This is a genomic window from Neisseria sp. HMSC067G12, assembly GCF_001812725.1.
Lineage (GTDB): Bacteria > Pseudomonadota > Gammaproteobacteria > Burkholderiales > Neisseriaceae > Neisseria > Neisseria perflava.
The window spans coordinates 1-19343 of the sequence record NZ_KV810192.1 but is presented as its reverse complement, the minus strand read 5'-3'; the positions used below and the strand labels follow the sequence as shown (position 1 = coordinate 19343).

30 protein-coding genes and 3 pseudogenes are annotated in these 19343 nt (G+C 43.7%); 4 read left to right on the top strand and 29 right to left on the bottom strand.

What is annotated here, in order from left to right:
• Positions 1–73 precede the first annotated feature (73 nt).
• The 4 genes and pseudogenes from HMPREF2871_RS03430 (at position 74) to cas2 (ending at position 5146) form a co-directional block, all read left to right on the top strand.
• The gene (locus tag HMPREF2871_RS03430) at positions 74–1498 is read left to right on the top strand and encodes an alanine/glycine:cation symporter family protein (RefSeq protein ID WP_049343706.1); all 1425 of its coding nucleotides are present in this window, start codon (positions 74–76) and stop codon (positions 1496–1498) included.
• 269 nt (positions 1499–1767) lie between these two features.
• Positions 1768–3750 (top strand): annotated as a pseudogene (cas9, locus tag HMPREF2871_RS03425) (type II CRISPR RNA-guided endonuclease Cas9); the annotation flags it as partial.
• 176 nt (positions 3751–3926) lie between these two features.
• Positions 3927–4828, top strand: a pseudogene (gene cas1, locus HMPREF2871_RS03420) (type II CRISPR-associated endonuclease Cas1).
• A pseudogene (cas2, locus tag HMPREF2871_RS03415) lies at positions 4821–5146 on the top strand (CRISPR-associated endonuclease Cas2). Before cas1 ends, cas2 begins: the two co-directional pseudogenes overlap by 8 nt.
• 145 nt (positions 5147–5291) lie before the next feature.
• Here the strand turns inward: cas2 and rplQ are convergent.
• From rplQ to rpsJ, 29 genes are all read right to left on the bottom strand, one after another.
• Entirely contained in the window at positions 5292–5666 is a 375-nt protein-coding gene (rplQ, locus tag HMPREF2871_RS03410; RefSeq protein WP_039862272.1) for a 50S ribosomal protein L17, read from the bottom strand.
• 24 nt (positions 5667–5690) lie between these two features.
• Positions 5691–6677 (bottom strand): DNA-directed RNA polymerase subunit alpha, encoded by a 987-nt coding sequence (rpoA, locus tag HMPREF2871_RS03405; protein WP_003684706.1) that lies wholly within the window; start codon positions 6675–6677, stop codon positions 5691–5693.
• Positions 6678–6702: 25 nt separating this feature from the next.
• A complete protein-coding gene (gene rpsD, locus HMPREF2871_RS03400; RefSeq protein WP_070629616.1) occupies positions 6703–7323 on the bottom strand; it encodes a 30S ribosomal protein S4 in 621 nt (206 codons plus the stop codon).
• Positions 7324–7342: 19 nt separating this feature from the next.
• Entirely contained in the window at positions 7343–7738 is a 396-nt protein-coding gene (gene rpsK / locus HMPREF2871_RS03395) for a 30S ribosomal protein S11 (RefSeq protein WP_002216249.1), read from the bottom strand.
• A 19-nt stretch (positions 7739–7757) separates the two neighbouring features.
• A complete protein-coding gene (gene rpsM / locus HMPREF2871_RS03390; protein WP_003749295.1) occupies positions 7758–8120 on the bottom strand; it encodes a 30S ribosomal protein S13 in 363 nt (120 codons plus the stop codon).
• Between the two features lie 67 nt (positions 8121–8187).
• A complete protein-coding gene (gene rpmJ, locus HMPREF2871_RS11330) occupies positions 8188–8301 on the bottom strand; it encodes a 50S ribosomal protein L36 (protein WP_003697674.1) in 114 nt (37 codons plus the stop codon).
• Between the two features lie 18 nt (positions 8302–8319).
• Positions 8320–8538: a translation initiation factor IF-1 gene (infA, locus tag HMPREF2871_RS03385; RefSeq protein WP_003684714.1), complete on the bottom strand. Its 219-nt coding sequence runs from the start codon at positions 8536–8538 to the stop codon at positions 8320–8322.
• Between the two features lie 4 nt (positions 8539–8542).
• The gene (gene secY / locus HMPREF2871_RS03380; RefSeq protein ID WP_004520193.1) at positions 8543–9856 is read right to left on the bottom strand and encodes a preprotein translocase subunit SecY; all 1314 of its coding nucleotides are present in this window, start codon (positions 9854–9856) and stop codon (positions 8543–8545) included.
• A gap of 13 nt (positions 9857–9869) precedes the next feature.
• Positions 9870–10304, bottom strand: coding sequence for a 50S ribosomal protein L15 (gene rplO, locus HMPREF2871_RS03375; RefSeq protein ID WP_004520192.1), 435 nt, complete (start codon positions 10302–10304; stop codon positions 9870–9872).
• Between the two features lies 1 nt (position 10305).
• Positions 10306–10491, bottom strand: a complete 186-nt coding sequence (rpmD, locus tag HMPREF2871_RS03370; protein ID WP_003684808.1) for a 50S ribosomal protein L30 — start codon at positions 10489–10491, stop codon at positions 10306–10308.
• On the bottom strand, positions 10484–11002 hold the full coding sequence (rpsE, locus tag HMPREF2871_RS03365; protein WP_003684704.1) for a 30S ribosomal protein S5: 519 nt from the start codon (positions 11000–11002) through the stop codon (positions 10484–10486). Before rpsE ends, rpmD begins: the two co-directional genes overlap by 8 nt.
• Positions 11003–11019: 17 nt before the next feature.
• Positions 11020–11373: a 50S ribosomal protein L18 gene (gene rplR / locus HMPREF2871_RS03360; RefSeq protein ID WP_003749287.1), complete on the bottom strand. Its 354-nt coding sequence runs from the start codon at positions 11371–11373 to the stop codon at positions 11020–11022.
• A 13-nt stretch (positions 11374–11386) separates the two neighbouring features.
• Positions 11387–11920 (bottom strand): 50S ribosomal protein L6, encoded by a 534-nt coding sequence (rplF, locus tag HMPREF2871_RS03355; protein WP_004464590.1) that lies wholly within the window; start codon positions 11918–11920, stop codon positions 11387–11389.
• Between the two features lie 13 nt (positions 11921–11933).
• On the bottom strand, positions 11934–12326 hold the full coding sequence (gene rpsH, locus HMPREF2871_RS03350) for a 30S ribosomal protein S8 (protein ID WP_003684738.1): 393 nt from the start codon (positions 12324–12326) through the stop codon (positions 11934–11936).
• Between the two features lie 14 nt (positions 12327–12340).
• Positions 12341–12646, bottom strand: coding sequence for a 30S ribosomal protein S14 (gene rpsN, locus HMPREF2871_RS03345; RefSeq protein ID WP_003684736.1), 306 nt, complete (start codon positions 12644–12646; stop codon positions 12341–12343).
• A gap of 2 nt (positions 12647–12648) precedes the next feature.
• A complete protein-coding gene (gene rplE / locus HMPREF2871_RS03340) occupies positions 12649–13188 on the bottom strand; it encodes a 50S ribosomal protein L5 (protein ID WP_003684750.1) in 540 nt (179 codons plus the stop codon).
• 9 nt (positions 13189–13197) lie between these two features.
• A complete protein-coding gene (gene rplX / locus HMPREF2871_RS03335; RefSeq protein ID WP_004520190.1) occupies positions 13198–13521 on the bottom strand; it encodes a 50S ribosomal protein L24 in 324 nt (107 codons plus the stop codon).
• Positions 13522–13532: 11 nt separating this feature from the next.
• Positions 13533–13901, bottom strand: a complete 369-nt coding sequence (gene rplN / locus HMPREF2871_RS03330) for a 50S ribosomal protein L14 (protein ID WP_002215434.1) — start codon at positions 13899–13901, stop codon at positions 13533–13535.
• 227 nt (positions 13902–14128) lie between these two features.
• Positions 14129–14392, bottom strand: a complete 264-nt coding sequence (rpsQ, locus tag HMPREF2871_RS03325) for a 30S ribosomal protein S17 (RefSeq protein WP_003684766.1) — start codon at positions 14390–14392, stop codon at positions 14129–14131.
• Entirely contained in the window at positions 14392–14583 is a 192-nt protein-coding gene (gene rpmC / locus HMPREF2871_RS03320) for a 50S ribosomal protein L29 (RefSeq protein WP_003684705.1), read from the bottom strand. The genes rpsQ and rpmC overlap by 1 nt, the downstream gene beginning before the upstream one ends.
• Positions 14583–14999 (bottom strand): 50S ribosomal protein L16, encoded by a 417-nt coding sequence (gene rplP, locus HMPREF2871_RS03315; RefSeq protein ID WP_003684741.1) that lies wholly within the window; start codon positions 14997–14999, stop codon positions 14583–14585. The genes rpmC and rplP overlap by 1 nt, the downstream gene beginning before the upstream one ends.
• Complete coding sequence (gene rpsC / locus HMPREF2871_RS03310) at positions 14983–15675, bottom strand: 30S ribosomal protein S3 (RefSeq protein ID WP_004520189.1); 693 nt, start codon at positions 15673–15675, stop codon at positions 14983–14985. The genes rplP and rpsC overlap by 17 nt, the downstream gene beginning before the upstream one ends.
• 9 nt (positions 15676–15684) lie before the next feature.
• The gene (gene rplV / locus HMPREF2871_RS03305; protein WP_003749277.1) at positions 15685–16014 is read right to left on the bottom strand and encodes a 50S ribosomal protein L22; all 330 of its coding nucleotides are present in this window, start codon (positions 16012–16014) and stop codon (positions 15685–15687) included.
• A gap of 8 nt (positions 16015–16022) precedes the next feature.
• Positions 16023–16301: a 30S ribosomal protein S19 gene (gene rpsS / locus HMPREF2871_RS03300; protein WP_002215422.1), complete on the bottom strand. Its 279-nt coding sequence runs from the start codon at positions 16299–16301 to the stop codon at positions 16023–16025.
• Positions 16302–16306: 5 nt separating this feature from the next.
• Entirely contained in the window at positions 16307–17140 is an 834-nt protein-coding gene (gene rplB, locus HMPREF2871_RS03295; protein ID WP_003684813.1) for a 50S ribosomal protein L2, read from the bottom strand.
• 5 nt (positions 17141–17145) lie between these two features.
• The gene (gene rplW / locus HMPREF2871_RS03290; RefSeq protein WP_002243944.1) at positions 17146–17460 is read right to left on the bottom strand and encodes a 50S ribosomal protein L23; all 315 of its coding nucleotides are present in this window, start codon (positions 17458–17460) and stop codon (positions 17146–17148) included.
• Entirely contained in the window at positions 17457–18077 is a 621-nt protein-coding gene (rplD, locus tag HMPREF2871_RS03285) for a 50S ribosomal protein L4 (protein WP_070590582.1), read from the bottom strand. Before rplD ends, rplW begins: the two co-directional genes overlap by 4 nt.
• The gene (rplC, locus tag HMPREF2871_RS03280) at positions 18077–18721 is read right to left on the bottom strand and encodes a 50S ribosomal protein L3 (protein WP_004520188.1); all 645 of its coding nucleotides are present in this window, start codon (positions 18719–18721) and stop codon (positions 18077–18079) included. Before rplC ends, rplD begins: the two co-directional genes overlap by 1 nt.
• Before the next feature lie 252 nt (positions 18722–18973).
• A complete protein-coding gene (rpsJ, locus tag HMPREF2871_RS03275; RefSeq protein ID WP_002642322.1) occupies positions 18974–19285 on the bottom strand; it encodes a 30S ribosomal protein S10 in 312 nt (103 codons plus the stop codon).
• Positions 19286–19343: the final 58 nt, after the last annotated feature.

Genomic DNA, 19343 nt, shown 5'->3' with positions numbered 1-19343 from the left:
TAGAATACATCCAATTACAGGACAGCCCACACACACAGGCTGTCTGAAAATGCAAAAACTCTGAAAGGTTTGTATGGATCAATTTTTCGAACAGCTTCACGGCTGGGTAAACGCCATCAACGACCCAATGTGGTCGGGGTTGGTATATATGCTTTTAGGCGCAGGCCTCTTTTTCACCGTTACCACCGGTTTTGTACAATTCCGCCTCTTCGGCCGCAGTATCAAAGAAATGCTGGGCGGCCGCAAACAAGGTGATGATCCGCACGGAATCACACCGTTCCAAGCATTCGTTACCGGCTTGGCCAGCCGCGTAGGCGTGGGCAACATCGCCGGCGTGGCGATTGCCATCAAACTCGGCGGGCCGGGCGCGGTATTCTGGATGTGGGTAACCGCCTTAATCGGCATGAGTTCGGCGTTTGTCGAATCTTCACTGGCCCAACTCTTTAAAGTCCGGGACTACGACAACCACCACTTCCGCGGCGGTCCTGCCTACTACATAACTCAAGGCCTGGGACAAAAATGGCTGGGCGTTTTGTTCGCCCTGAGCCTGATTTTCTGTTTCGGCTTTGTATTTGAAGCCGTACAGACCAATACCATCGCCGATACCACCAAAGCGGCATGGGGCTGGGATCAACACTATGTCGGTGTCGCCCTGGTCATTCTGACTGCCCCTATTATCTTCGGCGGTATCCGTCGCGTATCTAAAGCCGCGGAAATTATCGTTCCGCTGATGGCGGTTTTATATCTCGTCATAGCACTCTTCATCATTGCTACCAATATTTCCCTGATTCCTGATGTGTTCGATCAGATTTTCTCCAACGCGTTCAACTTCGATTCGGCTGCAGGCGGTTTCCTCGGCGGTCTGATTTCGACCACCATGATGCAGGGTATCAAACGCGGCCTGTATTCCAATGAGGCGGGTATGGGGTCTGCGCCGAACGCCGCAGCCGCAGCCGAAGTGAAACACCCCGTCTCCCAAGGTATGATTCAAATGCTGGGCGTTTTCGTCGATACCATCATCGTCTGCTCATGCACCGCCTTTATTGTCTTGACCTATCAACAGCCTTACGGTGACCTGAGCGGTGCGGCGCTGACCCAAGCGGCAATCGTCAGTCAGGTAGGCGAATGGGGCGCGGGCTTCCTTGCCGCCATCCTGTTTATGTTTGCCTTTTCAACCGTTATCGGCAACTATGCCTATGCTGAGTCCAACGTCCAATTCATCAAGAGCCATTGGCTGATTACCGCCGTTTTCCGTATGCTGGTTTTGGCATGGGTCTACTTCGGCGCAGTTGCCAACGTACCCTTGGTATGGGATATGGCAGACATGGCTATGGGCATCATGGCATGGATTAACCTCGTCGCCATCCTGCTCCTGTCCCCACTTGCCTTCCTGCTGTTGAAAGACTACACAGCCAAGCTGAAAATGGGTAAAGACCCAGAGTTCAAACTCTCTGAACACCCAGGCTTGAAACGCAAAATCAAATCCGATATCTGGTAAAACCAAAGGCCGTCTGAAATTTCAGACGGCCTTTTTAATCCCTGCCATCTAGATAAAACGATGCCCCTTAAAGCAGAAGCCTTAAGGGGCAGAGCGTTGCGGCACATCTTTTCAGACGTCCTTATTGTAGCAACGTTTCTCATTTCGCAGTGCAACAATATGGACAGATTCTAATTCCAAATCGGCACCCAGTCAAGCATTTCATTTGCATGGTAATACTTACCTAGGATATATTTATACTTACCAAACATCATATTACGGAGAAACTGATGGCTGCATTCAAACCCAATCCAATCAACTACATCCTCGGTCTCGATATCGGCATCGCATCCGTCGGCTGGGCGATGGTAGAAATTGACGAAGAAGAAAACCCCATCCGCCTGATTGATTTGGGCGTGCGCGTATTTGAGCGTGCAGAAGTTCCGAAAACAGGTGACTCTCTCGCAGCGGCAAGACGCTTGGCACGCAGTGTTCGCCGCCTGACCCGCCGTCGCGCCCACCGTCTGCTTCGGGCCCGCCGCCTATTGAAACGCGAAGGCGTATTACAAGCTGCCGATTTTGATGAAAACGGCTTGATTAAATCCTTACCGAATACACCATGGCAACTTCGCGCAGCCGCATTAGACCGCAAACTGACGCCTTTGGAGTGGTCGGCAGTCTTATTGCATTTAATCAAACATCGCGGCTATTTGTCGCAAAGAAAAAACGAGGGCGAAACTGCCGATAAGGAGCTTGGCGCTTTGCTTAAAGGCGTAGCCGACAATGCCCATACCTTACAGATAGGCGATTTCCGCACACCGGCCGAATTGGCTTTAAATAAATTTGAGAAAGAAAGCGGCCATATCCGCAACCAGCGCGGCGATTACTCGCATACGTTCAGCCGCAAAGATTTGCAGGCAGAGCTGAATTTACTGTTTGAAAAACAAAAAGAATTTGGCAATTCGCATATTTCAGACGGCCTTAAAGAAGGTATTGAAACCCTGCTGATGGCGCAACGCCCTGCGCTGTCCGGCGATGCTGTTCAAAAAATGTTGGGACATTGCACCTTTGAGCCGGCAGAGCCGAAAGCCGCTAAAAACACCTACACAGCCGAACGTTTCATCTGGCTGACCAAGCTGAACAACCTGCGTATTTTAGAGCAAGGCAGCGAGCGGCCATTGACCGATACCGAACGCGCCACGCTTATGGACGAGCCATACAGAAAATCCAAACTGACTTACGCACAAGCCCGTAAGCTGCTGGGTTTAGAAGATACCGCCTTTTTCAAAGGCTTACGCTATGGTAAAGACAATGCCGAAGCCTCGACATTGATGGAAATGAAGGCCTACCATACCATCAGCCGTGCGCTGGAAAAAGAAGAATTGAAAGACAAAAAATCCCCATTAAACCTTTCTCCCGAATTACAAGACGAAATCGGCACGGCATTCTCCCTGTTCAAAACCGATGAAGACATTACAGGCCGTCTGAAAGACCGTGTTCAGCCCGAAATCTTAGAAGCGCTGTTGAAACACATCAACTTCGACAAGTTCGTCCAAATTTCCTTGAAAGCATTGCGCCGAATTGTGCTTCTAATGGAACAAGGCAAACGTTACGATGAAGCCTGCACCGAAATCTACGGAGACCATTACGGCAAGAAAAATACGGAAGAAGAGATTTATCTGCCACCGATTCCCGCCGATGAAATCCGTAACCCAGTCGTCTTACGCGCCTTATCTCAAGCCAGAAAAGTCATTAACTCCGTTGTACGCCGTTATGGCTCCCCTGCACGTATCCATATTGAAACGGCAAGAGAGGTAGGTAAATCGTTTAAAGACCGCAAAGAAATCGAAAAACGCCAAGAAGAAAACCGTAAAGACCGGGAAAAAGCCGCCGCTAAATTCCGAGAGTATTTCCCCAATTTTGTCGGCGAACCCAAATCCAAAGATATTCTGAAACTGCGCCTATACGAGCAACAACACGGCAAATGCCTGTATTCGGGCAAAGAAATCAACTTAGGCCGTCTGAACGAAAAAGGCTATGTCGAAATCGACCATGCCCTGCCGTTCTCGCGCACATGGGACGACAGTTTCAACAATAAAGTGCTGGTATTGGGCAGCGAAAACCAAAACAAAGGTAATCAAACCCCTTACGAATACTTCAACGGCAAAGACAACAGCCGCGAATGGCAGGAATTTAAAGCGCGTGTTGAAACCAGCCGTTTTCCTCGCAGTAAAAAACAACGGATTCTGCTGCAAAAATTCGACGAAGACGGCATATATCGAATCGGTGTCAAAACCGCCCTTTCATTCCCAAAATACCAAATCGACGAACTCGGCAAAGAAATCAGACCATGCCGTCTGAAAAAACGCCCACCTGTCCGTTAAATTAATCTATCCCTGTTTCAGACGGCCTGAAGCAGGGATTTTTTATAAAAAATAAGGGGAAAAACATGACTTGGCGCAGCCTGCTCATTCAAAACGGCGGTAAATTATCCTTACAACGCCGGCAACTGCTGATTCAACAAAACGGCGAGTCCCATACCGTACCATTAGAAGACATCGCCGTTATCATCATCGAAAACCGCGAAACCCTAATTACCGCCCCGCTCTTATCAGCCTTAGCCGATCATAGTGCAACCCTGCTGACATGTGATGAGCAATTCCTACCCTACGGACAATGGCTGCCTTATGCCCAATATCACCGCCAACTTAAAATCCTCAAGCTGCAACTGAATATAAGCGAACCCTTAAAAAAGCAACTCTGGCAACATATCGTCCGCCAAAAAATCCTAAATCAAGCATTTGTCGCAGACGAAACAGGCAATGATCTTGCAACCAAACGGCTGCGCACTTTGGCAGTCGAAGTCCGTTCAGGCGATACAGGAAACCGTGAAGCCCAAGCTGCCGCCCTCTACTTCCAAGCCCTCTTTGGGGAAAAGTTTACCCGTACGTCAATGCCGCATTGAACTACACCTACGCCGTACTCCGTGCAGCAGTAGCACGCGCCCTGACCTTATATGGTTGGTTGCCTGCATTAGGCTTGTTTCATAGGAGCGAACTAAATCCATTCAACCTCGCCGATGACTTTCTCGAACCCTTACGCCCATTGGCCGACCTGGTCGTTATACATTTGCATAAACAAGGCCGTCTGAAAACTGAACTGACACCCAACCTCAAACAAAACCTTATCAAGATCCTTCACTATCAAATCTGCATCGAACGGCAACATTTCAGCACCTTGGCTGCCATCGACAAAATGATTTCTTCATTTCAAGCCAGCGTAACTAACAAAAACGCTAAACAGCTGAAACTGCCCGAAATCTTGCCATTGAAAGAATACCAATATGAGTGAGGCTAAATTTATGAGGATTATCGTCTTCTTCGACCTACCTGTTACCACGGCGGCCAAGCGCAAAGCCGCCAATCAATTCCGCCAGTTCCTTTAAAAGATGGATACCAAATGCTCCAACTTTCCGTATACAGCCGTATTGTCAAAGGTCGAGATTCGTTGCAAAAACACCACAATAGGCTATGTGCAAACCTACCGCAAGAAGGCTCAATCCGCTGTTTGGAAGTAACAGAAAAGCAATATACCACCATGAAACTGCTGTTGGGAGAGCTGAAAATCCAAGAAAAAAGGGTAAATTCCGACCAACTATTATTATTTTAAGGCTGCTTTTTTAGACAAAATAAAACGGGAAACCCTTATAGAATAAGGGTTTCCCGTTGAAGTATTGTAGCACTGCGAAATGAGAAAGGGTCTATCCAAATAAAAAAGCACCACCTAAACAGGTAGTGCTTTCATATTAATTTGCTTATTCAGCAGAATCAGCTGCTTTATCAACCAATTCAACCAATGCCAAAGGAGCATTGTCGCCTTTACGGAAACCGTATTTCAGTACACGAATATAGCCGCCGTTACGAGCAGCAAAGCGTGGACCCAATTCGTCAAACAATTTAACTACAACATCACGATCGCGAGTGCGGTCAAAAGCCAAACGACGGTTTGCCAAAGAAGGTTTTTTACCCAAGGTAATCAAGGGCTCAACTACGCGGCGCAATTCTTTTGCTTTAGGCAAAGTTGTCACGATGGTTTCGTGAGTCAACAAGGAATTCGCCATATTGCGCAGCATCGCAGCACGGTGGCTGCTAGTACGGTTTAATTTGCGGTTGCCATTACGATGACGCATGTCATTATCCTTTAATCTTCAAACTTACGGCTTTTCTAAGCCTACAGGCGGCCAAGCTTCTAATTTGGAACCTAATGTCAGACCTTTAGAGGCCAACACTTCTTTGATCTCATTCAAAGATTTACGACCCAAATTAGGGGTCTTGAGAAGCTCGGTTTCAGTACGTTGAATCAAATCGCCAATATAGTAAATATCTTCAGCTTTCAGACAATTAGCTGAACGTACGGTTAATTCCAAATCATCTACAGGACGCAGCAAGATAGGATCGATAGGAGGTGCTTTTTCTTCAACCTCTTCAACCGGAGTACCTTGCAGATCTGCAAAAATAGACATTTGGTCAATTAAGATACGTGCGGCACTACGTACAGCTTCTTCTGGATCAATAGAACCATTGGTTTCAATATCCAAAACCAATTTATCCAAATCCGTGCGTTGCTCTACGCGTGCAGGTTCAACTTCAAAGCTAACACGACTGATGGGCGAAAAGCTCGCATCCAACTGAATCGCACCAATCTGTTTGTTCTCATCACGCAATACGCGACGGCCTGAAACAGACTGATAACCACGACCTTGCTCTACTTTAATTTCCATGTCGATTTGGCCATTGTCAGCCAAGTGGCAAATAACATGTTCAGGATTGATGATTTCCACATCGTGTGGCAAATCAATATCACCGGCTACAACTGCACCGGCACCTGTTTTCTTCAAAGTCAACTGAACTTGGTTACGACCGTGAAGCTTGAATACGATACCTTTAATGTTCAAGAGAACGTCAACAACATCCTCCTGAACACCATCAATAGTAGAGTATTCGTGCAATACGCCAGAAATAACTACTTCAGTTGGGGCAAAGCCATTCATGGATGACAGTAAGATACGACGCAAAGCATTACCTAAAGTATGACCAAAACCACGCTCAAATGGCTGCATAGACACCTTAGCTCGAGTAGAAGACAAGGTATCTACATCGATTTGACGAGGTTTCAAAAATTCGGTTGTGCTATTTTGCATTTAACTGTCCCTCATTGAGCTAGCATTATTTAGAGTAGAACTCTACCACCAGCTGTTCATTAATATCGCCAGACAATTCTGAGCGATCCGGCATATTTTTGAATACACCTTCCAATTTGTCGGCATCAACAGATACCCAGCTTGGCAAGCCAATTTGAGTAGCCAAGCTCAATGCCTCTTGGATACGTACTTGTTTCTTAGCTTTTTCACGAACAGCTAAAACATCGCCTGCTTTAACTTGGAAAGAAGGGATATTAACAACCTGACCGTTTACAACGATAGCTTTATGAGAAACCAATTGACGTGCTTCAGCGCGGGTAGAGCCAAAACCCATACGATAAACGACATTATCCAAACGGGACTCCAGCAATTGCAACAGCAATTCACCGGTAGAACCTTTACGACGATCAGCTTCCGCAAAGTAACGACGGAATTGGCGTTCTAACACACCATAAATACGACGGATTTTTTGTTTTTCACGCAATTGCAAACCGTAGTCTGACAAACGTGGTTTTTTCGCACCGTGCTGACCAGGTGCAGAATCCATTTTACATTTTGAATCCAAAGAGCGACGTGCACTCTTCAAAAACAGATCCGTACCTTCGCGACGTGCTAATTTACATTTAGGGCCAATATAACGTGCCATGTTTTAAATCACTCCAATATTAAATACGACGTTTTTTAGGCGGACGGCAACCGTTATGAGGCAACGGGGTAACGTCAGTAATGCTGGTAATCTTGAAACCAAGAGCGTTTAAAGCACGTACAGAAGATTCGCGACCAGGGCCAGGGCCTTTAATGCGGACTTCTAAATTTTTAACGCCATACTCTTGGGCAACTTTACCAGCTGCTTCTGCTGCAACTTGTGCTGCAAATGGTGTACTTTTACGAGAACCTTTAAAACCAGCGCCGCCAGAGGTAGCCCAAGACAATGCATTGCCTTGACGGTCAGTGATTGTAATGATGGTATTGTTGAAAGATGCATGAACGTGCACAATACCTTCGCTTACGGTTTTACGTACTTTTTTACGTACACGCGAAGCTGTGTTTGCTTTAGCCATTAATCAAATTCCTTAAAATTTATTTCTTACCGGCAATCGCTTTGCGCGGACCTTTACGGGTACGAGCATTTGTGCGAGTGCGTTGACCACGACAAGGCAAGCCACGACGATGACGGAAGCCGCGATAGCAACCCATATCCATCAGTCGTTTAATGCTCATCGTTACTTCACGACGCAAATCGCCTTCAACTTCATATTTAGCAACTTGCTCACGCAAAGCGTCTAATTGAGCCTCGTCCAAATCTTTTGCTTTAGTAGTAGGAGCAATATTTGCTGCCTCACAAATCAATTTAGCACGAGTCGCACCAATACCATAAATAGCCTGAAGGCCAATTACGATATGGGCATTATTAGGGATATTTACCCCTGCAATACGAGCCATATTTTTTCCTTTTTAGGGCAAAGTATGTCACTATACCACAAAATCAATAGTTAAGAAAACTAGCTTCTTAACCTTGACGTTGTTTGTGACGTGGGTCAGTACAAATTACGCGAACTACACGATTACGACGAATAATCTTGCAATTGCGACAAATTTTCTTTACAGAAGGTTGTACACGCATTTTATTTCCTTTTATCGTTTATCTTGCTCGGAAAACAATCCGAGCACGGGTTAAATCATAAGGAGTTAATTCAACTGTTACCTTATCACCTGGAGAAATACGGATATAGTGCATTCGCATTTTTCCAGAGATATGACCAAGTACTACATGATCATTTTCCAGTTTTACTTTAAACGTTGCATTGGGCAAAGTCTCAAGGATTTCACCCTGCATCTGTATGGTATCTTCTTTAGCCATAAGCCTACTTACGTGATAAAGATTTCATATCTGGACGACTCATCAAATCTTCATACTGACTGCTCATTACGTAGGAATTGATTTGCGTCCTAAAATCCATTGTAACGACAACCAAGATAAGCAAAGATGTTCCGCCTAAATAGAAAGGTACATTCAATGCTGTCGTTAAAAATTCAGGTATCAGACAGATTGTAGTGATATACAAAGCACCAAATAATGTTAGTCTCAGTACAACTTTTTCCAAATATCTAGAAGTTTGCTCACCTGGGCGAATACCAGGTACAAATGCACCACTTTTCTTCAAATTCTCAGCCATTTCTTTAGGGCTAAATACTAAAGCAGTATAGAAATAGCAGAAGAAGATAATAGTTGTTGCAAACAATCCAATATACAAAGGCTGTCCGTGTTGCAGCATTGCAGCAACCTTATGAAGAACAGAATTCGTACTATTTGAACCAAACCAACCTAAAAGTGTAGATGGAAATAAAATAATACTGGAAGCAAAAATAGGAGGAATAACACCTGCCATATTTAGCTTGAACGGCATATGAATGCTTTGTCCCGGCATTATTCCAGAGCCAAACTGTCTTTTAGCATAATGCACAGGAACTTTACGCTGAGCACTCTCAAAATAAACTACAGCATAGATCAACAGCAAAATACCAATCACAATTGATACCGCCATCAACATACTCATAGAGCCTTGTTCAGTCAAAGTTAATAACCGAACAATACCGGATGGGATACCCGATACAATGCCTGCTGTAATAATTAAAGAAATACCATTACCAATACCACGCTCGGTAATTTGCTCCCCTAACCACATCAGAAACATAGTACCTGTAACCAAACAGACCACTGTAGAAATATGAAACTCAAGCGAACTCGTTACAACAACACCTTGTTGATAAACAAATGTTGCAACACCAAAGCTTTGCAATACAGCCAATAATACCGTCCCATACCTAGTATATTTCGTAATTATTTTCCTACCAGCCTCACCTTCCTTCTTTAAAGCTTTTAAAGAAGGAACAATTTCAGAAGCAAGCTGAACAATAATCGACGATGAAATATAAGGCATGATACCAATTGCAAATATACTAAAGCGCTCCAACGAACCACCCGAGAACATATTTAACATTCCGAATATGCCGTTTGCAGCGCCTTCGTATAACTTAGCTAATGCAACAGCATCTACGCCCGGTACCGGTATATGAGCACCAATACGGAAAACGACTAAAGCACCTAAAAGGAACACCAGACGTTTTTTCAGATCACCAAATTTGGATAATCCTGATAAAGATTGTTGATTAGCCACTGTAGTGCAAGCCTTATTCTTCTACTTTACCACCGGCAGCTTCAATAGCAGCTTTAGCACCTTTAGTAGCTTTTACACCTTTCAAGGTAACTGCTTTTGAGATTTCACCAGAAGCAATAACTTTTACATTAGAAGCAGTTGCAGGAATCAGACCAGCTTGTTTAAGAACCAAGACATCAATCTCGTTCACAGCAATCAGATTCAATTCACTCAAACGAACTTCAGCATTAGCGGCCGCAGTCAAAGATTTGAAACCACGTTTCGGCAGACGACGTTGCAAAGGCATTTGACCGCCTTCAAAACCTACCTTGTGGAAGCCACCAGAACGGCTTTTTTGACCTTTATGACCACGACCACCTGTCTTACCCAAGCCGCTACCAATACCACGGCCTACACGACGACTAGCGTGAGTAGCACCCTCAGCAGGTTGAATAGTATTCAAAAACATATTAAGACTCCACTTTCAACAAGTAGCTGATTTTATTGATCATGCCACGGTTTTCAGGGGTATCCAAAACCTCTACAGTATGTTCACGACGGCGCAAACCTAAACCGCGAGCACATGCACGATGAGATTCAATTGTACCGATCAGGCTCTTAACCAATGTAACTTTAATCTTTTTTTGCTCAGTCATGGTTAGCTCCCAAAATATCTTCTACTGTCAAGCCACGTTTAGCAGCAATATCAGCAGGGGTATACAATTTAGACAAACCGTCTAATGTAGCGCGTACAATATTGTAAGGATTAGTAGAACCATGTACTTTAGCTGAAATGTTATGAATACCCATAGCATCAAATACTAAACGCATTGGACCACCAGCTTTCACACCGCTACCTTCTTTAGCAGGTTGCATAAATACCTTAGTAGCACCATGACGACCAATAACTTCATGATGAATAGTACCGTTTTTCAAAGGTACTTTAATCATAGAGCGTCGAGCTTGATCCATTGCTTTTTGAACAGCAACTGGTACTTCTTTTGATTTACCTTTGCCCATACCGATGCGACCATCACCATCACCAACAACAGTCAGTGCAGAGAAAGCCATGATACGGCCACCTTTAACTACTTTAGTCACGCGATTAACTGCGACCATCTTTTCAATCAGGCCGTCACCGCGTTCTTCAATTTCATGTTTTGCCATCTGAAAGTCTCCAAATATTAGAAGCTTAAACCATTTTCACGTGCAGCTTCAGCCAAAGCTTTCACACGACCGTGATATTGGAAACCTGAACGGTCAAAAGCAACTTTTTCAACACCCACTGCTTTAGCTTTTTCAGCAATACGCTTACCAACTACAGCTGCTGCTTCAACGTTACTACCTGATTTCAGGCTACTACGTACTTCAGCTTCCAATGTAGAGGCTTGAGCCAATACTTTATCACCTTCAGCACTAATTACTTGAGCATAAATATGATTATTGCTGCGGAACACACATAATCTTACCATTTTCAAGTCCGCAATACGCGCACGGGTTTTGCGTGCACGACGGAGTCGGGTTGTATGTTTATCCATTAGTGAACCTCAATTATTTTTTCTTGGCTTCTTTCATCACTACTACTTCACCCACATAACGAACACCTTTACCTTTATAAGGCTCAGGAGAACGGAATGCACGAATTTCAGCAGCGACTTGGCCAACCACTTGTTTATCTGCACCAGTCAAAACGATTTCTGTTTGGCTAGGAGTTTGAACAGAAACACCTTCAGGCATTTCGTATACGATTGGATGAGAGAAACCCAAAGACAAGTTCAAAACTTTGCCCTGAGCTTGGGCACGATAACCCACACCAATCAATTGAAGTTTTTTCTCAAAACCTTCAGAAACACCCTTAACCATGTTATTAACCAATGCACGAGCAGTACCAGACATAGCATTAGCCTGTTTACTGTCATTTTTTGCAGCAAAAGTCAATTTACCATCGTTCAGTTCAATAGCAACATCGGAATGCAAAGGAAAAGACAATTCGCCGTTTTTACCTTTGATAACCAATGCATCTGTTCCGAATTTTACTTCTACACCAGCAGGAACAGTCACTGGGTTTTTTGCGACGCGTGACATTTACTTTTCTCCACTAGGCTACGATGCACAACAACTCACCACCAACACCCTCAGAACGGGCTTTGCGATCAGTCATTACACCTTTAGAAGTACTAACAATAGCGACACCCAGGCCATTCATTACGCTAGGGATCTCACTTGATGCTTTGTAAATACGCAAACCTGGACGTGAAACACGTTTAATTTGCTCAATCACAGGACGACCTGCATAGTATTTCAATTGAATTTCCAATACCGGTTTTGCATCAGCAGAAACCGCAAAATCCTCGATATAACCTTCTTCTTTCAGAACTTTTGCAATTGCACATTTCAGTTTAGAAGAAGGCATGGCAACTGCTGCTTTATTAGCACGTTGCGCATTGCGAATACGAGTCAACATATCGGAAATAGGATCATGCATACTCATTATTTATACTCCTATTACCAGCTAGCTTTAACAACACCAGGGATCTCGCCACGCATAGCGATTTCACGGATTTTAATACGGCCCAAACCAAATTTACGGAAAGTGCCACGAGGACGACCTGTTAAAGCACAACGACGACGTTGACGTACAGGTGCTGCATTACGAGGAATGGATTGAAATTTCAAACGTGCCTCAAAACGTTCTTCTTCAGTCGCATTAGCATCATTAATAACAGCGAAAATTGCCTCACGTTTAGCTGCAAACTTTTTCGCCAATGCTTGACGTTTCAGCTCACGATTAATAAGTGCTTTCTTAGCCATGATTATCCTTTAAACGGAAACTTGAACAGTGACAACAAAGCTTTCGCTTCTTCATCAGTTTTTGCAGTAGTTGTAATAGTAATATTCAAACCACGCAAAGCATCGATTTTATCGTATTCAATTTCCGGGAAAATAATTTGCTCACGAACGCCCATATTGTAATTGCCACGACCATCAAATGATTTACCGCTTACACCGCGGAAGTCACGTACGCGAGGCAATGCAATAGTAATCAAACGATCTAAGAATTCAAACATTTGATCACGACGCAATGTTACTTTGCAACCAACTGGATAGTTATCACGGATTTTAAAACCTGCGATAGATTTACGAGCAACAGTAACAACTGGTTTTTGACCAGCAATTTTCTCTAAATCAGAAACAGCATGCTCCATTACTTTTTTATCAGCAACAGCTTCACCTACACCCATATTTAAGGTGATTTTTTCAATACGTGGAACTTCCATTACTGATTTGTAACCAAATTGTTTAACCAATTCAGGAACAACTGTATCTTTATAAAACTCTCTCAAACGAGCCATGTTATCTCCTTATGCTCCAATGATAGAGCCATTTGATTTGAAGAAACGAACGCGTTTAACTTTGCCTTCATTTTCAATCAGCTTAATACCAACACGGTCTGCTTTATTAGTTTCCGGATTCAGGATTGCAATATTAGAAATATCTAAAGGCATTTCTTTAGCAATAATGCCACCCTCAATACCACGCATTGGATTAGGTTTTTGATGGCGTTTTACAACATTAACACCCTCAACAACAACTTTATCACCCAATACTCGAACTACTTGACCTTGCTTACCTTTATCTTTACCGGTAATCACTACAACCTGATCGCCTTTAATGATTTTATTCATCGCGCTATTCCTTATAATACTTCAGGCGCCAATGAAACGATTTTCATAAATCGCTCAGTACGCAATTCACGGGTTACCGGACCAAAAATACGGGTACCCAGAGGTTCAAGTTTATTATTCAACAACACAGCAGCATTGTTATCGAATTTAATTAACGCACCATCAGGACGACGCACACCTTTAGCAGTACGAACAACTACCGCATTGTATACATCACCTTTTTTGACACGACCACGCGGGGCTGCATCTTTAACTGCAACTTTAATAATGTCGCCAACAGAAGCGTAGCGACGCTTAGATCCGCCTAATACTTTGATGCACATTACGCGACGCGCACCAGAGTTATCAGCCACATCTAAGATGGTCTGCATTTGAATCATATTAGTACCTTTAAATTAACCAACTTAATTTACCACTTTCATATAACTCGCACCTTTCTTTAAGCTGCTTATTAAATGAAACCATCACGGTTCTAGTAAACCAGTCTTGGATCCCGAAGGGAGAGAAACTTCCATAAGAAGCTGGAAGATAAGAAACGAAGTTTACACGCAAATTAACTTTGCTGCAAGACTTCGTTTCTTATTAAGCTGCATTACTGTGTTTTAAATCAAACAGTACGGGCTTTCTCAACCAATTCCTTTACAACCCAAGACTTGGTTTTTGACAAAGGACGAGATTCCTCGATTACCACTACATCACCAATGCCATATTGATTGTTTTCATCATGGGCATGGATTTTAGTTGATAAACGAATAATTTTACCGTACAGAGGGTGTTTAACCTTACGTTCAACCAATACTGTAACAGTTTTGTCCATTTTGTCGCTTACCACTTTGCCTTGCAAAGTACGAACATTTTTAGCTTCGCTCATTACTTAGCACCTTTTTCAGTTAAAATGGTTTTAATACGAGCAATATCGCGACGTACACGTTTCAACTCGCTAGATTTACCCAACTGACCGGTTGCATTTTGCATGCGTAAGCCAAACTGAGCTTTCAACAAGTCCAACAAATCAGAGTTTAATTGCTCAATAGATTTGTCTTTCAATTCATTTGCTTTCATTATTGACCCACCTGTCTTACTACAAAGGTTGTAGGAATAGGCAATTTGGCAGCGGCCAATTCAAATGCTTCACGAGCCAAAGACTCAGGAACACCGTCCATTTCGTACAATACTTTGCCTGGTTTAACTTCAGCAATGTAATATTCCACATTACCTTTACCGCCACCCATACGAACTTGGATAGGTTTTTCAGTAATTGGTTTATCAGGGAATACACGAATCCAAATACGACCGCCACGTTTAATATGACGAGTCATAGTACGACGAGCAGCTTCGATTTGGCGGGCAGTCAAACGACCACGACCTACGGCTTTCAAACCGAACTCACCGAAACTTACTTTGTTACCGCGAGTAGCAATACCGGTATTACGACCTTTTTGTTGCTTGCGATATTTCAGTCTAGTTGGCTGCAGCATTACGTCCACCTGCCTTTCTTTGTTTCTTCTCATGCTCAGGTTTAGAAGATTTAATATTACCTTCTGTATAAACCCAAACTTTCAGACCCAGTACACCATAAGTAGTGTGCGCTTCGCTAGTTGCATAATCTACGTTCGCACGCAAAGTATGCAAAGGCACACGACCTTCACGGTACCATTCGCTACGAGCGATATCAGCACCATTCAGACGACCTGAAGTCATGATCTTGATGCCTTTAGCACCAGAACGCATTGCATTTTGCATTGCACGTTTCATAGCGCGACGGAATTGAACACGTTTTTCAAGCTGCTGGGCAATACCATCAGCAATGATTTGTGCATCCAATTCAGGACGACGAATCTCTTCAATATTTACATGAACAGGCACACCCATCAGAGTTTGCAAGTCACGCTTCAAGATTTCAATATCCTCACCTTTTTTACCAATAACCACACCTGGACGAGCAGAGTGAATAGTAATACGTGCAGATTTAGCAGGACGCTCGATCACTACGCGACCAACTGAAGCATTAGCCAGTTTTTTACGCAAGTAGTTACGAACATCAATATCTTGTTTCAAAACAGTAGAAAAGTCGGTGCTTTTAGCAAACCATTTTGAAGACCAGTCTTTAGTTACCGCCAGGCGAAAGCCTGTAGGGTTAATCTTTTGTCCCATAGCTTTTCCTTAGTTGCCCACTGTCACGTTAATATGACAAGTTTGTTTCTCGATGCGGTTACCGCGACCTTTGGCACGAGCTTGAAAACGTTTCAAGCTTGGACCTTTGTCAACAAAGATAGTTACCACTTTCAGTTCGTCAATGTCTGCACCATTGTTGTGTTCGGCATTGGCGATTGCTGATTCCAATACTTTTTTAATCAGCTCAGCACCTTTTTTAGGGCTGAATGCCAAGATATTCAAAGCTTGGGCAACGTCTTTACCACGAATCAAATCAGCTACCAAACGAGCTTTTTGAGCTGAAATACGGGCGTTTTTATGTTGTGCACTTACTCTCATGATTCACCTTATTTCTTTTTAGCCTTTTTATCGGCCAAGTGGCCTTTAAAGGTACGGGTCAATGAGAACTCACCTAATTTATGACCAACCATGTTGTCACTGATAAACACAGGCACGTGAGTGCGACCGTTGTGTACAGCGATAGTCAGACCAATGAAATCAGGCAAAATGGTAGAACGACGTGACCAAGTTTTAATTGGGCGTTTGTCGTTGCTTGCACGAGCAGCATCTACTTTTTTCAGCAAATGCAGGTCTACATATGGGCCTTTTTTTAATGAACGAGCCATACTAATTAACCTTTATTTGAGTAACGACGACGAACAATCATGTTATCCGTGCGTTTGTTATTACGAGTGCGGTAGCCCTTAGCAGGAGTACCCCATGGGCTAACCGGTTCGCGAGCTTCACCAGTACGGCCTTCACCACCACCATGCGGGTGATCAACAGGGTTCATTACAACACCACGAACGGTCGGACGAATACCACGCCAGCGGTTAGCACCAGCTTTACCGATTTTTTTGAGGCTTTGTTCTTCGTTACCAACTTCACCGATAGTTGCACGGCAATTTACGCTAATTTTGCGTACTTCACCAGAACGCAAACGAACTTGAGCGTAAGCACCTTCTTTTGCAAGCAATACCGCAGAAGCACCAGCAGAACGCGCAATTTGCGCACCTTTACCTGGTTTCATTTCGATACAGTGAATAGTTGTACCAACAGGAATATTGCGGATCGGCAAAGTGTTACCTACTTTGATAGCAGCCTCAGCACCGGAAACCAATACTGCACCGGCTTGAATACCACGAGGAGCAATGATGTAGCGACGCTCACCATCTGCATAGCACAACAGTGCGATAAATGCAGTACGGTTAGGGTCATATTCGATACGCTCTACTTTTGCAGGGATACCGTCTTTGTTACGTTTAAAATCTACAACGCGGTAATGATGTTTATGGCCACCACCTTTATGACGGGTAGTGATATGACCATTGTTGTTACGACCGGCAGTAGAATTTTTCTTTTCTAGCAGAGGTGCATAAGGTGCACCTTTGTGCAAACCTTCTGTTACCACGCGAACCATGCCGCGACGGCCTGCAGAGGTCGGCTTCATTTTAACGATTGCCATTTTGTTTATTCCTTATCTGCAGCTGCAGCAGCGGCTTCCAAATCCAACTCTTGACCGGCAGCCAAGCTTACATAAGCCTTTTTAACATCGCTGCGACGACCTAAAGTGCGACCAAAACGTTTAACTTTACCTTTAATGGTAACAGTAGTAACGTCTGCAACTTGAACGCCGAACAGCAGCTCAACAGCCGCTTTAATTTCAGGTTTTGTTGCATTTGCCAAAACTTTAAACGTCATTTGGTTACGTTTTTCAGCCAATACGTTGCTTTTTTCAGAAACGATAGGTGCCAAGATTACTTGAGTCAAACGTTGTTGATTCATACCCATTGCTCCTCTAATTGTGCAACTGCATCTTTAGTGATAACGACTTTTTTGTAACGCAGCAAGCTGTAAGGATCAACTTGTTGAGCTTCCAAAACCAATACGTTAGGCAAGTTGCGTGAAGCCAAGTAAACATTCTCGTCGAGCTGTTTAGTTACAAACAGAACTTGCTCCAAACCCAAATTTTTCACTTGTTCAGCAAAAACTTTGGTTTTAGGAGTTTCAGCAGTCAATGCTTCGATTGCAAACAAACGTTCATCACGAGCCAATTGGGACAAAATAGTCGCCATACCGGCACGGTACATTTTACGGTTCACTTTTTGAGTGAAGTTTTCGTCAGGTTTGTTTGGGAATGCACGACCACCTTTACGCCACAGCGGAGAAGAAGTCATACCGGAACGAGCACGATCGGTACCTTTTTGGCGCCATGGTTTTTTAGTAGAGTGGTTTACTTCGGCACGAGTCTTTTGAGCACGATTACCAGAACGGGCATTTGCCAAGTAAGCAGTAACCAGTTGGTGAACCAGAGCTTCATTGTATTCACGAGCAAACAAAGCATCAGAAACAGCCAAGCTGCCAGATACTTGTCCTTTAGCGTCAATTACTTTCAATTCCATTACGCACCTACTTTCACGCTAGGACGAACCACGACGTCGCTGTTAACCGAACCCGGAACAGCACCTTTAACCAACAAGAGTTGGCGTTCAGCATCAACACGCACAACTTCCAATTTTTGAACAGTTGCTTTAGTGTTACCGTATTGACCTGCCATACGTTTACCAGGGAACACGCGACCAGGGTCTTGTGCCATACCGATAGAACCAGGAACACGGTGAGAACGGGAGTTACCGTGGGAAGTACGTTGAGCACCGAAGTTATGACGTTTGATCGTACCAGAGAAACCTTTACCTTTAGAGGTACCGGTTACATCTACCAATTGACCAACTTCAAACATAGAAACGGTAATTTCATCACCGACTTTTAATTCAGCCAGCTTTTCTTCAGTCAAAGCAAACTCAACCAAACCGCGACCAGCTTCAACACTCGCTTTAGCAAAGTGACCGGCTTCAGTTTTGTTGACACGATTAGCTTTTTTCTGACCAAAGGTAACTTGTACAGCAGTGTAGCCGTCAGTATCTTTGGATTTCACTTGTGTAACGCGGTTGGCAGACATATCCAAAACAGTTACCGGAACAGAAACACCCTGTTCGTCGAACACGCGAGTCATACCAACTTTGCGTCCAACCAGACCTAAAGTCATGATTATTTTCCTTTTAAGTAAAGGGGCGGGCTACGATTGGCCTGCCTTTCAGACAAAGTTAAACTTGATACGGATGTACCAAGTCCACCATTATAATTGACAAATCAAAGAAATATCAACAAAAATTTCAATTTAACTTCTTAAAACCATCATTTTTTTCGGATGAAGCGTTGCCAAATGTCTGACAATTTTCAGACGGCCTAAGAATTCTATAAAAAAACCGAACAGCCAAGCTGTTCGGTTTTTCAGTTCTTATTGAACTTTAATTTCTACATCCACACCCGCTGGAAGATCCAGTTTCATCAGTGCATCAGTAGTTTTGTCAGTCCAGTCCACGATGTCCATCAGACGCAAGTGGGTACGGATTTCCAATTGTTCACGAGAAGTTTTATTCACGTGAGGAGAACGCAAGATGTTGAAACGTTCGATTTTAGTTGGCAAAGGAATCGGACCTTTAACAACAGCGCCAGTACGTTTGGCAGTTTCAACGATTTCTTGCGCAGAACGGTCAATCAGACTGTAATCATAAGCTTTCAGGCGGATACGGATTTTTTGGTTTGCCATTTATCAATATCCCTCAATTAAGCAATTACAGAAGAAACCACACCCGCACCTACGGTAC

Excerpts from the sequence above, each read along its gene's own strand:
- rplP (WP_003684741.1), bottom strand. The coding sequence starts at position 14,999 with ATGCTGCAGCCAACTAGACTGAAATATCGCAAGCAACAAAAAGGTCGT.
- rplB (WP_003684813.1), bottom strand. The coding sequence starts at position 17,140 with ATGGCAATCGTTAAAATGAAGCCGACCTCTGCAGGCCGTCGCGGCATG.
- rplD (WP_070590582.1), bottom strand. The coding sequence starts at position 18,077 with ATGGAATTGAAAGTAATTGACGCTAAAGGACAAGTATCTGGCAGCTTG.
- rpoA (WP_003684706.1), bottom strand. The coding sequence starts at position 6,677 with ATGCAAAATAGCACAACCGAATTTTTGAAACCTCGTCAAATCGATGTA.
- rpsN (WP_003684736.1), bottom strand. The coding sequence starts at position 12,646 with ATGGCTAAGAAAGCACTTATTAATCGTGAGCTGAAACGTCAAGCATTG.
- rpsE (WP_003684704.1), bottom strand. The coding sequence starts at position 11,002 with ATGGCAAAACATGAAATTGAAGAACGCGGTGACGGCCTGATTGAAAAG.
- rplN (WP_002215434.1), bottom strand. The coding sequence starts at position 13,901 with ATGATTCAAATGCAGACCATCTTAGATGTGGCTGATAACTCTGGTGCG.
- rplV (WP_003749277.1), bottom strand. The coding sequence starts at position 16,014 with ATGAGAGTAAGTGCACAACATAAAAACGCCCGTATTTCAGCTCAAAAA.
- rplW (WP_002243944.1), bottom strand. The coding sequence starts at position 17,460 with ATGAATCAACAACGTTTGACTCAAGTAATCTTGGCACCTATCGTTTCT.
- rpsS (WP_002215422.1), bottom strand. The coding sequence starts at position 16,301 with ATGGCTCGTTCATTAAAAAAAGGCCCATATGTAGACCTGCATTTGCTG.
- rpsD (WP_070629616.1), bottom strand. The coding sequence starts at position 7,323 with ATGGCACGTTATATTGGCCCTAAATGTAAATTAGCACGTCGCGAAGGT.
- rplX (WP_004520190.1), bottom strand. The coding sequence starts at position 13,521 with ATGAATAAAATCATTAAAGGCGATCAGGTTGTAGTGATTACCGGTAAA.
- rpsC (WP_004520189.1), bottom strand. The coding sequence starts at position 15,675 with ATGGGACAAAAGATTAACCCTACAGGCTTTCGCCTGGCGGTAACTAAA.
- rpsJ (WP_002642322.1), bottom strand. The coding sequence starts at position 19,285 with ATGGCAAACCAAAAAATCCGTATCCGCCTGAAAGCTTATGATTACAGT.
- rpsM (WP_003749295.1), bottom strand. The coding sequence starts at position 8,120 with ATGGCTCGTATTGCAGGGGTAAATATCCCTAATAATGCCCATATCGTA.
- rpsH (WP_003684738.1), bottom strand. The coding sequence starts at position 12,326 with ATGAGTATGCATGATCCTATTTCCGATATGTTGACTCGTATTCGCAAT.
- rpmJ (WP_003697674.1), bottom strand. The coding sequence starts at position 8,301 with ATGCGTGTACAACCTTCTGTAAAGAAAATTTGTCGCAATTGCAAGATT.
- rplC (WP_004520188.1), bottom strand. The coding sequence starts at position 18,721 with ATGACTTTAGGTCTGGTTGGACGCAAAGTTGGTATGACTCGCGTGTTC.
- HMPREF2871_RS03430 (WP_049343706.1), top strand. The coding sequence starts at position 74 with ATGGATCAATTTTTCGAACAGCTTCACGGCTGGGTAAACGCCATCAAC.
- rpsQ (WP_003684766.1), bottom strand. The coding sequence starts at position 14,392 with ATGAGCGAAGCTAAAAATGTTCGTACTTTGCAAGGCAAAGTGGTAAGC.
- infA (WP_003684714.1), bottom strand. The coding sequence starts at position 8,538 with ATGGCTAAAGAAGATACCATACAGATGCAGGGTGAAATCCTTGAGACT.
- rplR (WP_003749287.1), bottom strand. The coding sequence starts at position 11,373 with ATGGATAAACATACAACCCGACTCCGTCGTGCACGCAAAACCCGTGCG.
- rpsK (WP_002216249.1), bottom strand. The coding sequence starts at position 7,738 with ATGGCTAAAGCAAACACAGCTTCGCGTGTACGTAAAAAAGTACGTAAA.
- rplE (WP_003684750.1), bottom strand. The coding sequence starts at position 13,188 with ATGGCTCGTTTGAGAGAGTTTTATAAAGATACAGTTGTTCCTGAATTG.
- rpmC (WP_003684705.1), bottom strand. The coding sequence starts at position 14,583 with ATGAAAGCAAATGAATTGAAAGACAAATCTATTGAGCAATTAAACTCT.
- rpmD (WP_003684808.1), bottom strand. The coding sequence starts at position 10,491 with ATGACTGAGCAAAAAAAGATTAAAGTTACATTGGTTAAGAGCCTGATC.
- rplF (WP_004464590.1), bottom strand. The coding sequence starts at position 11,920 with ATGTCACGCGTCGCAAAAAACCCAGTGACTGTTCCTGCTGGTGTAGAA.
- rplQ (WP_039862272.1), bottom strand. The coding sequence starts at position 5,666 with ATGCGTCATCGTAATGGCAACCGCAAATTAAACCGTACTAGCAGCCAC.
- rplO (WP_004520192.1), bottom strand. The coding sequence starts at position 10,304 with ATGTTTTTGAATACTATTCAACCTGCTGAGGGTGCTACTCACGCTAGT.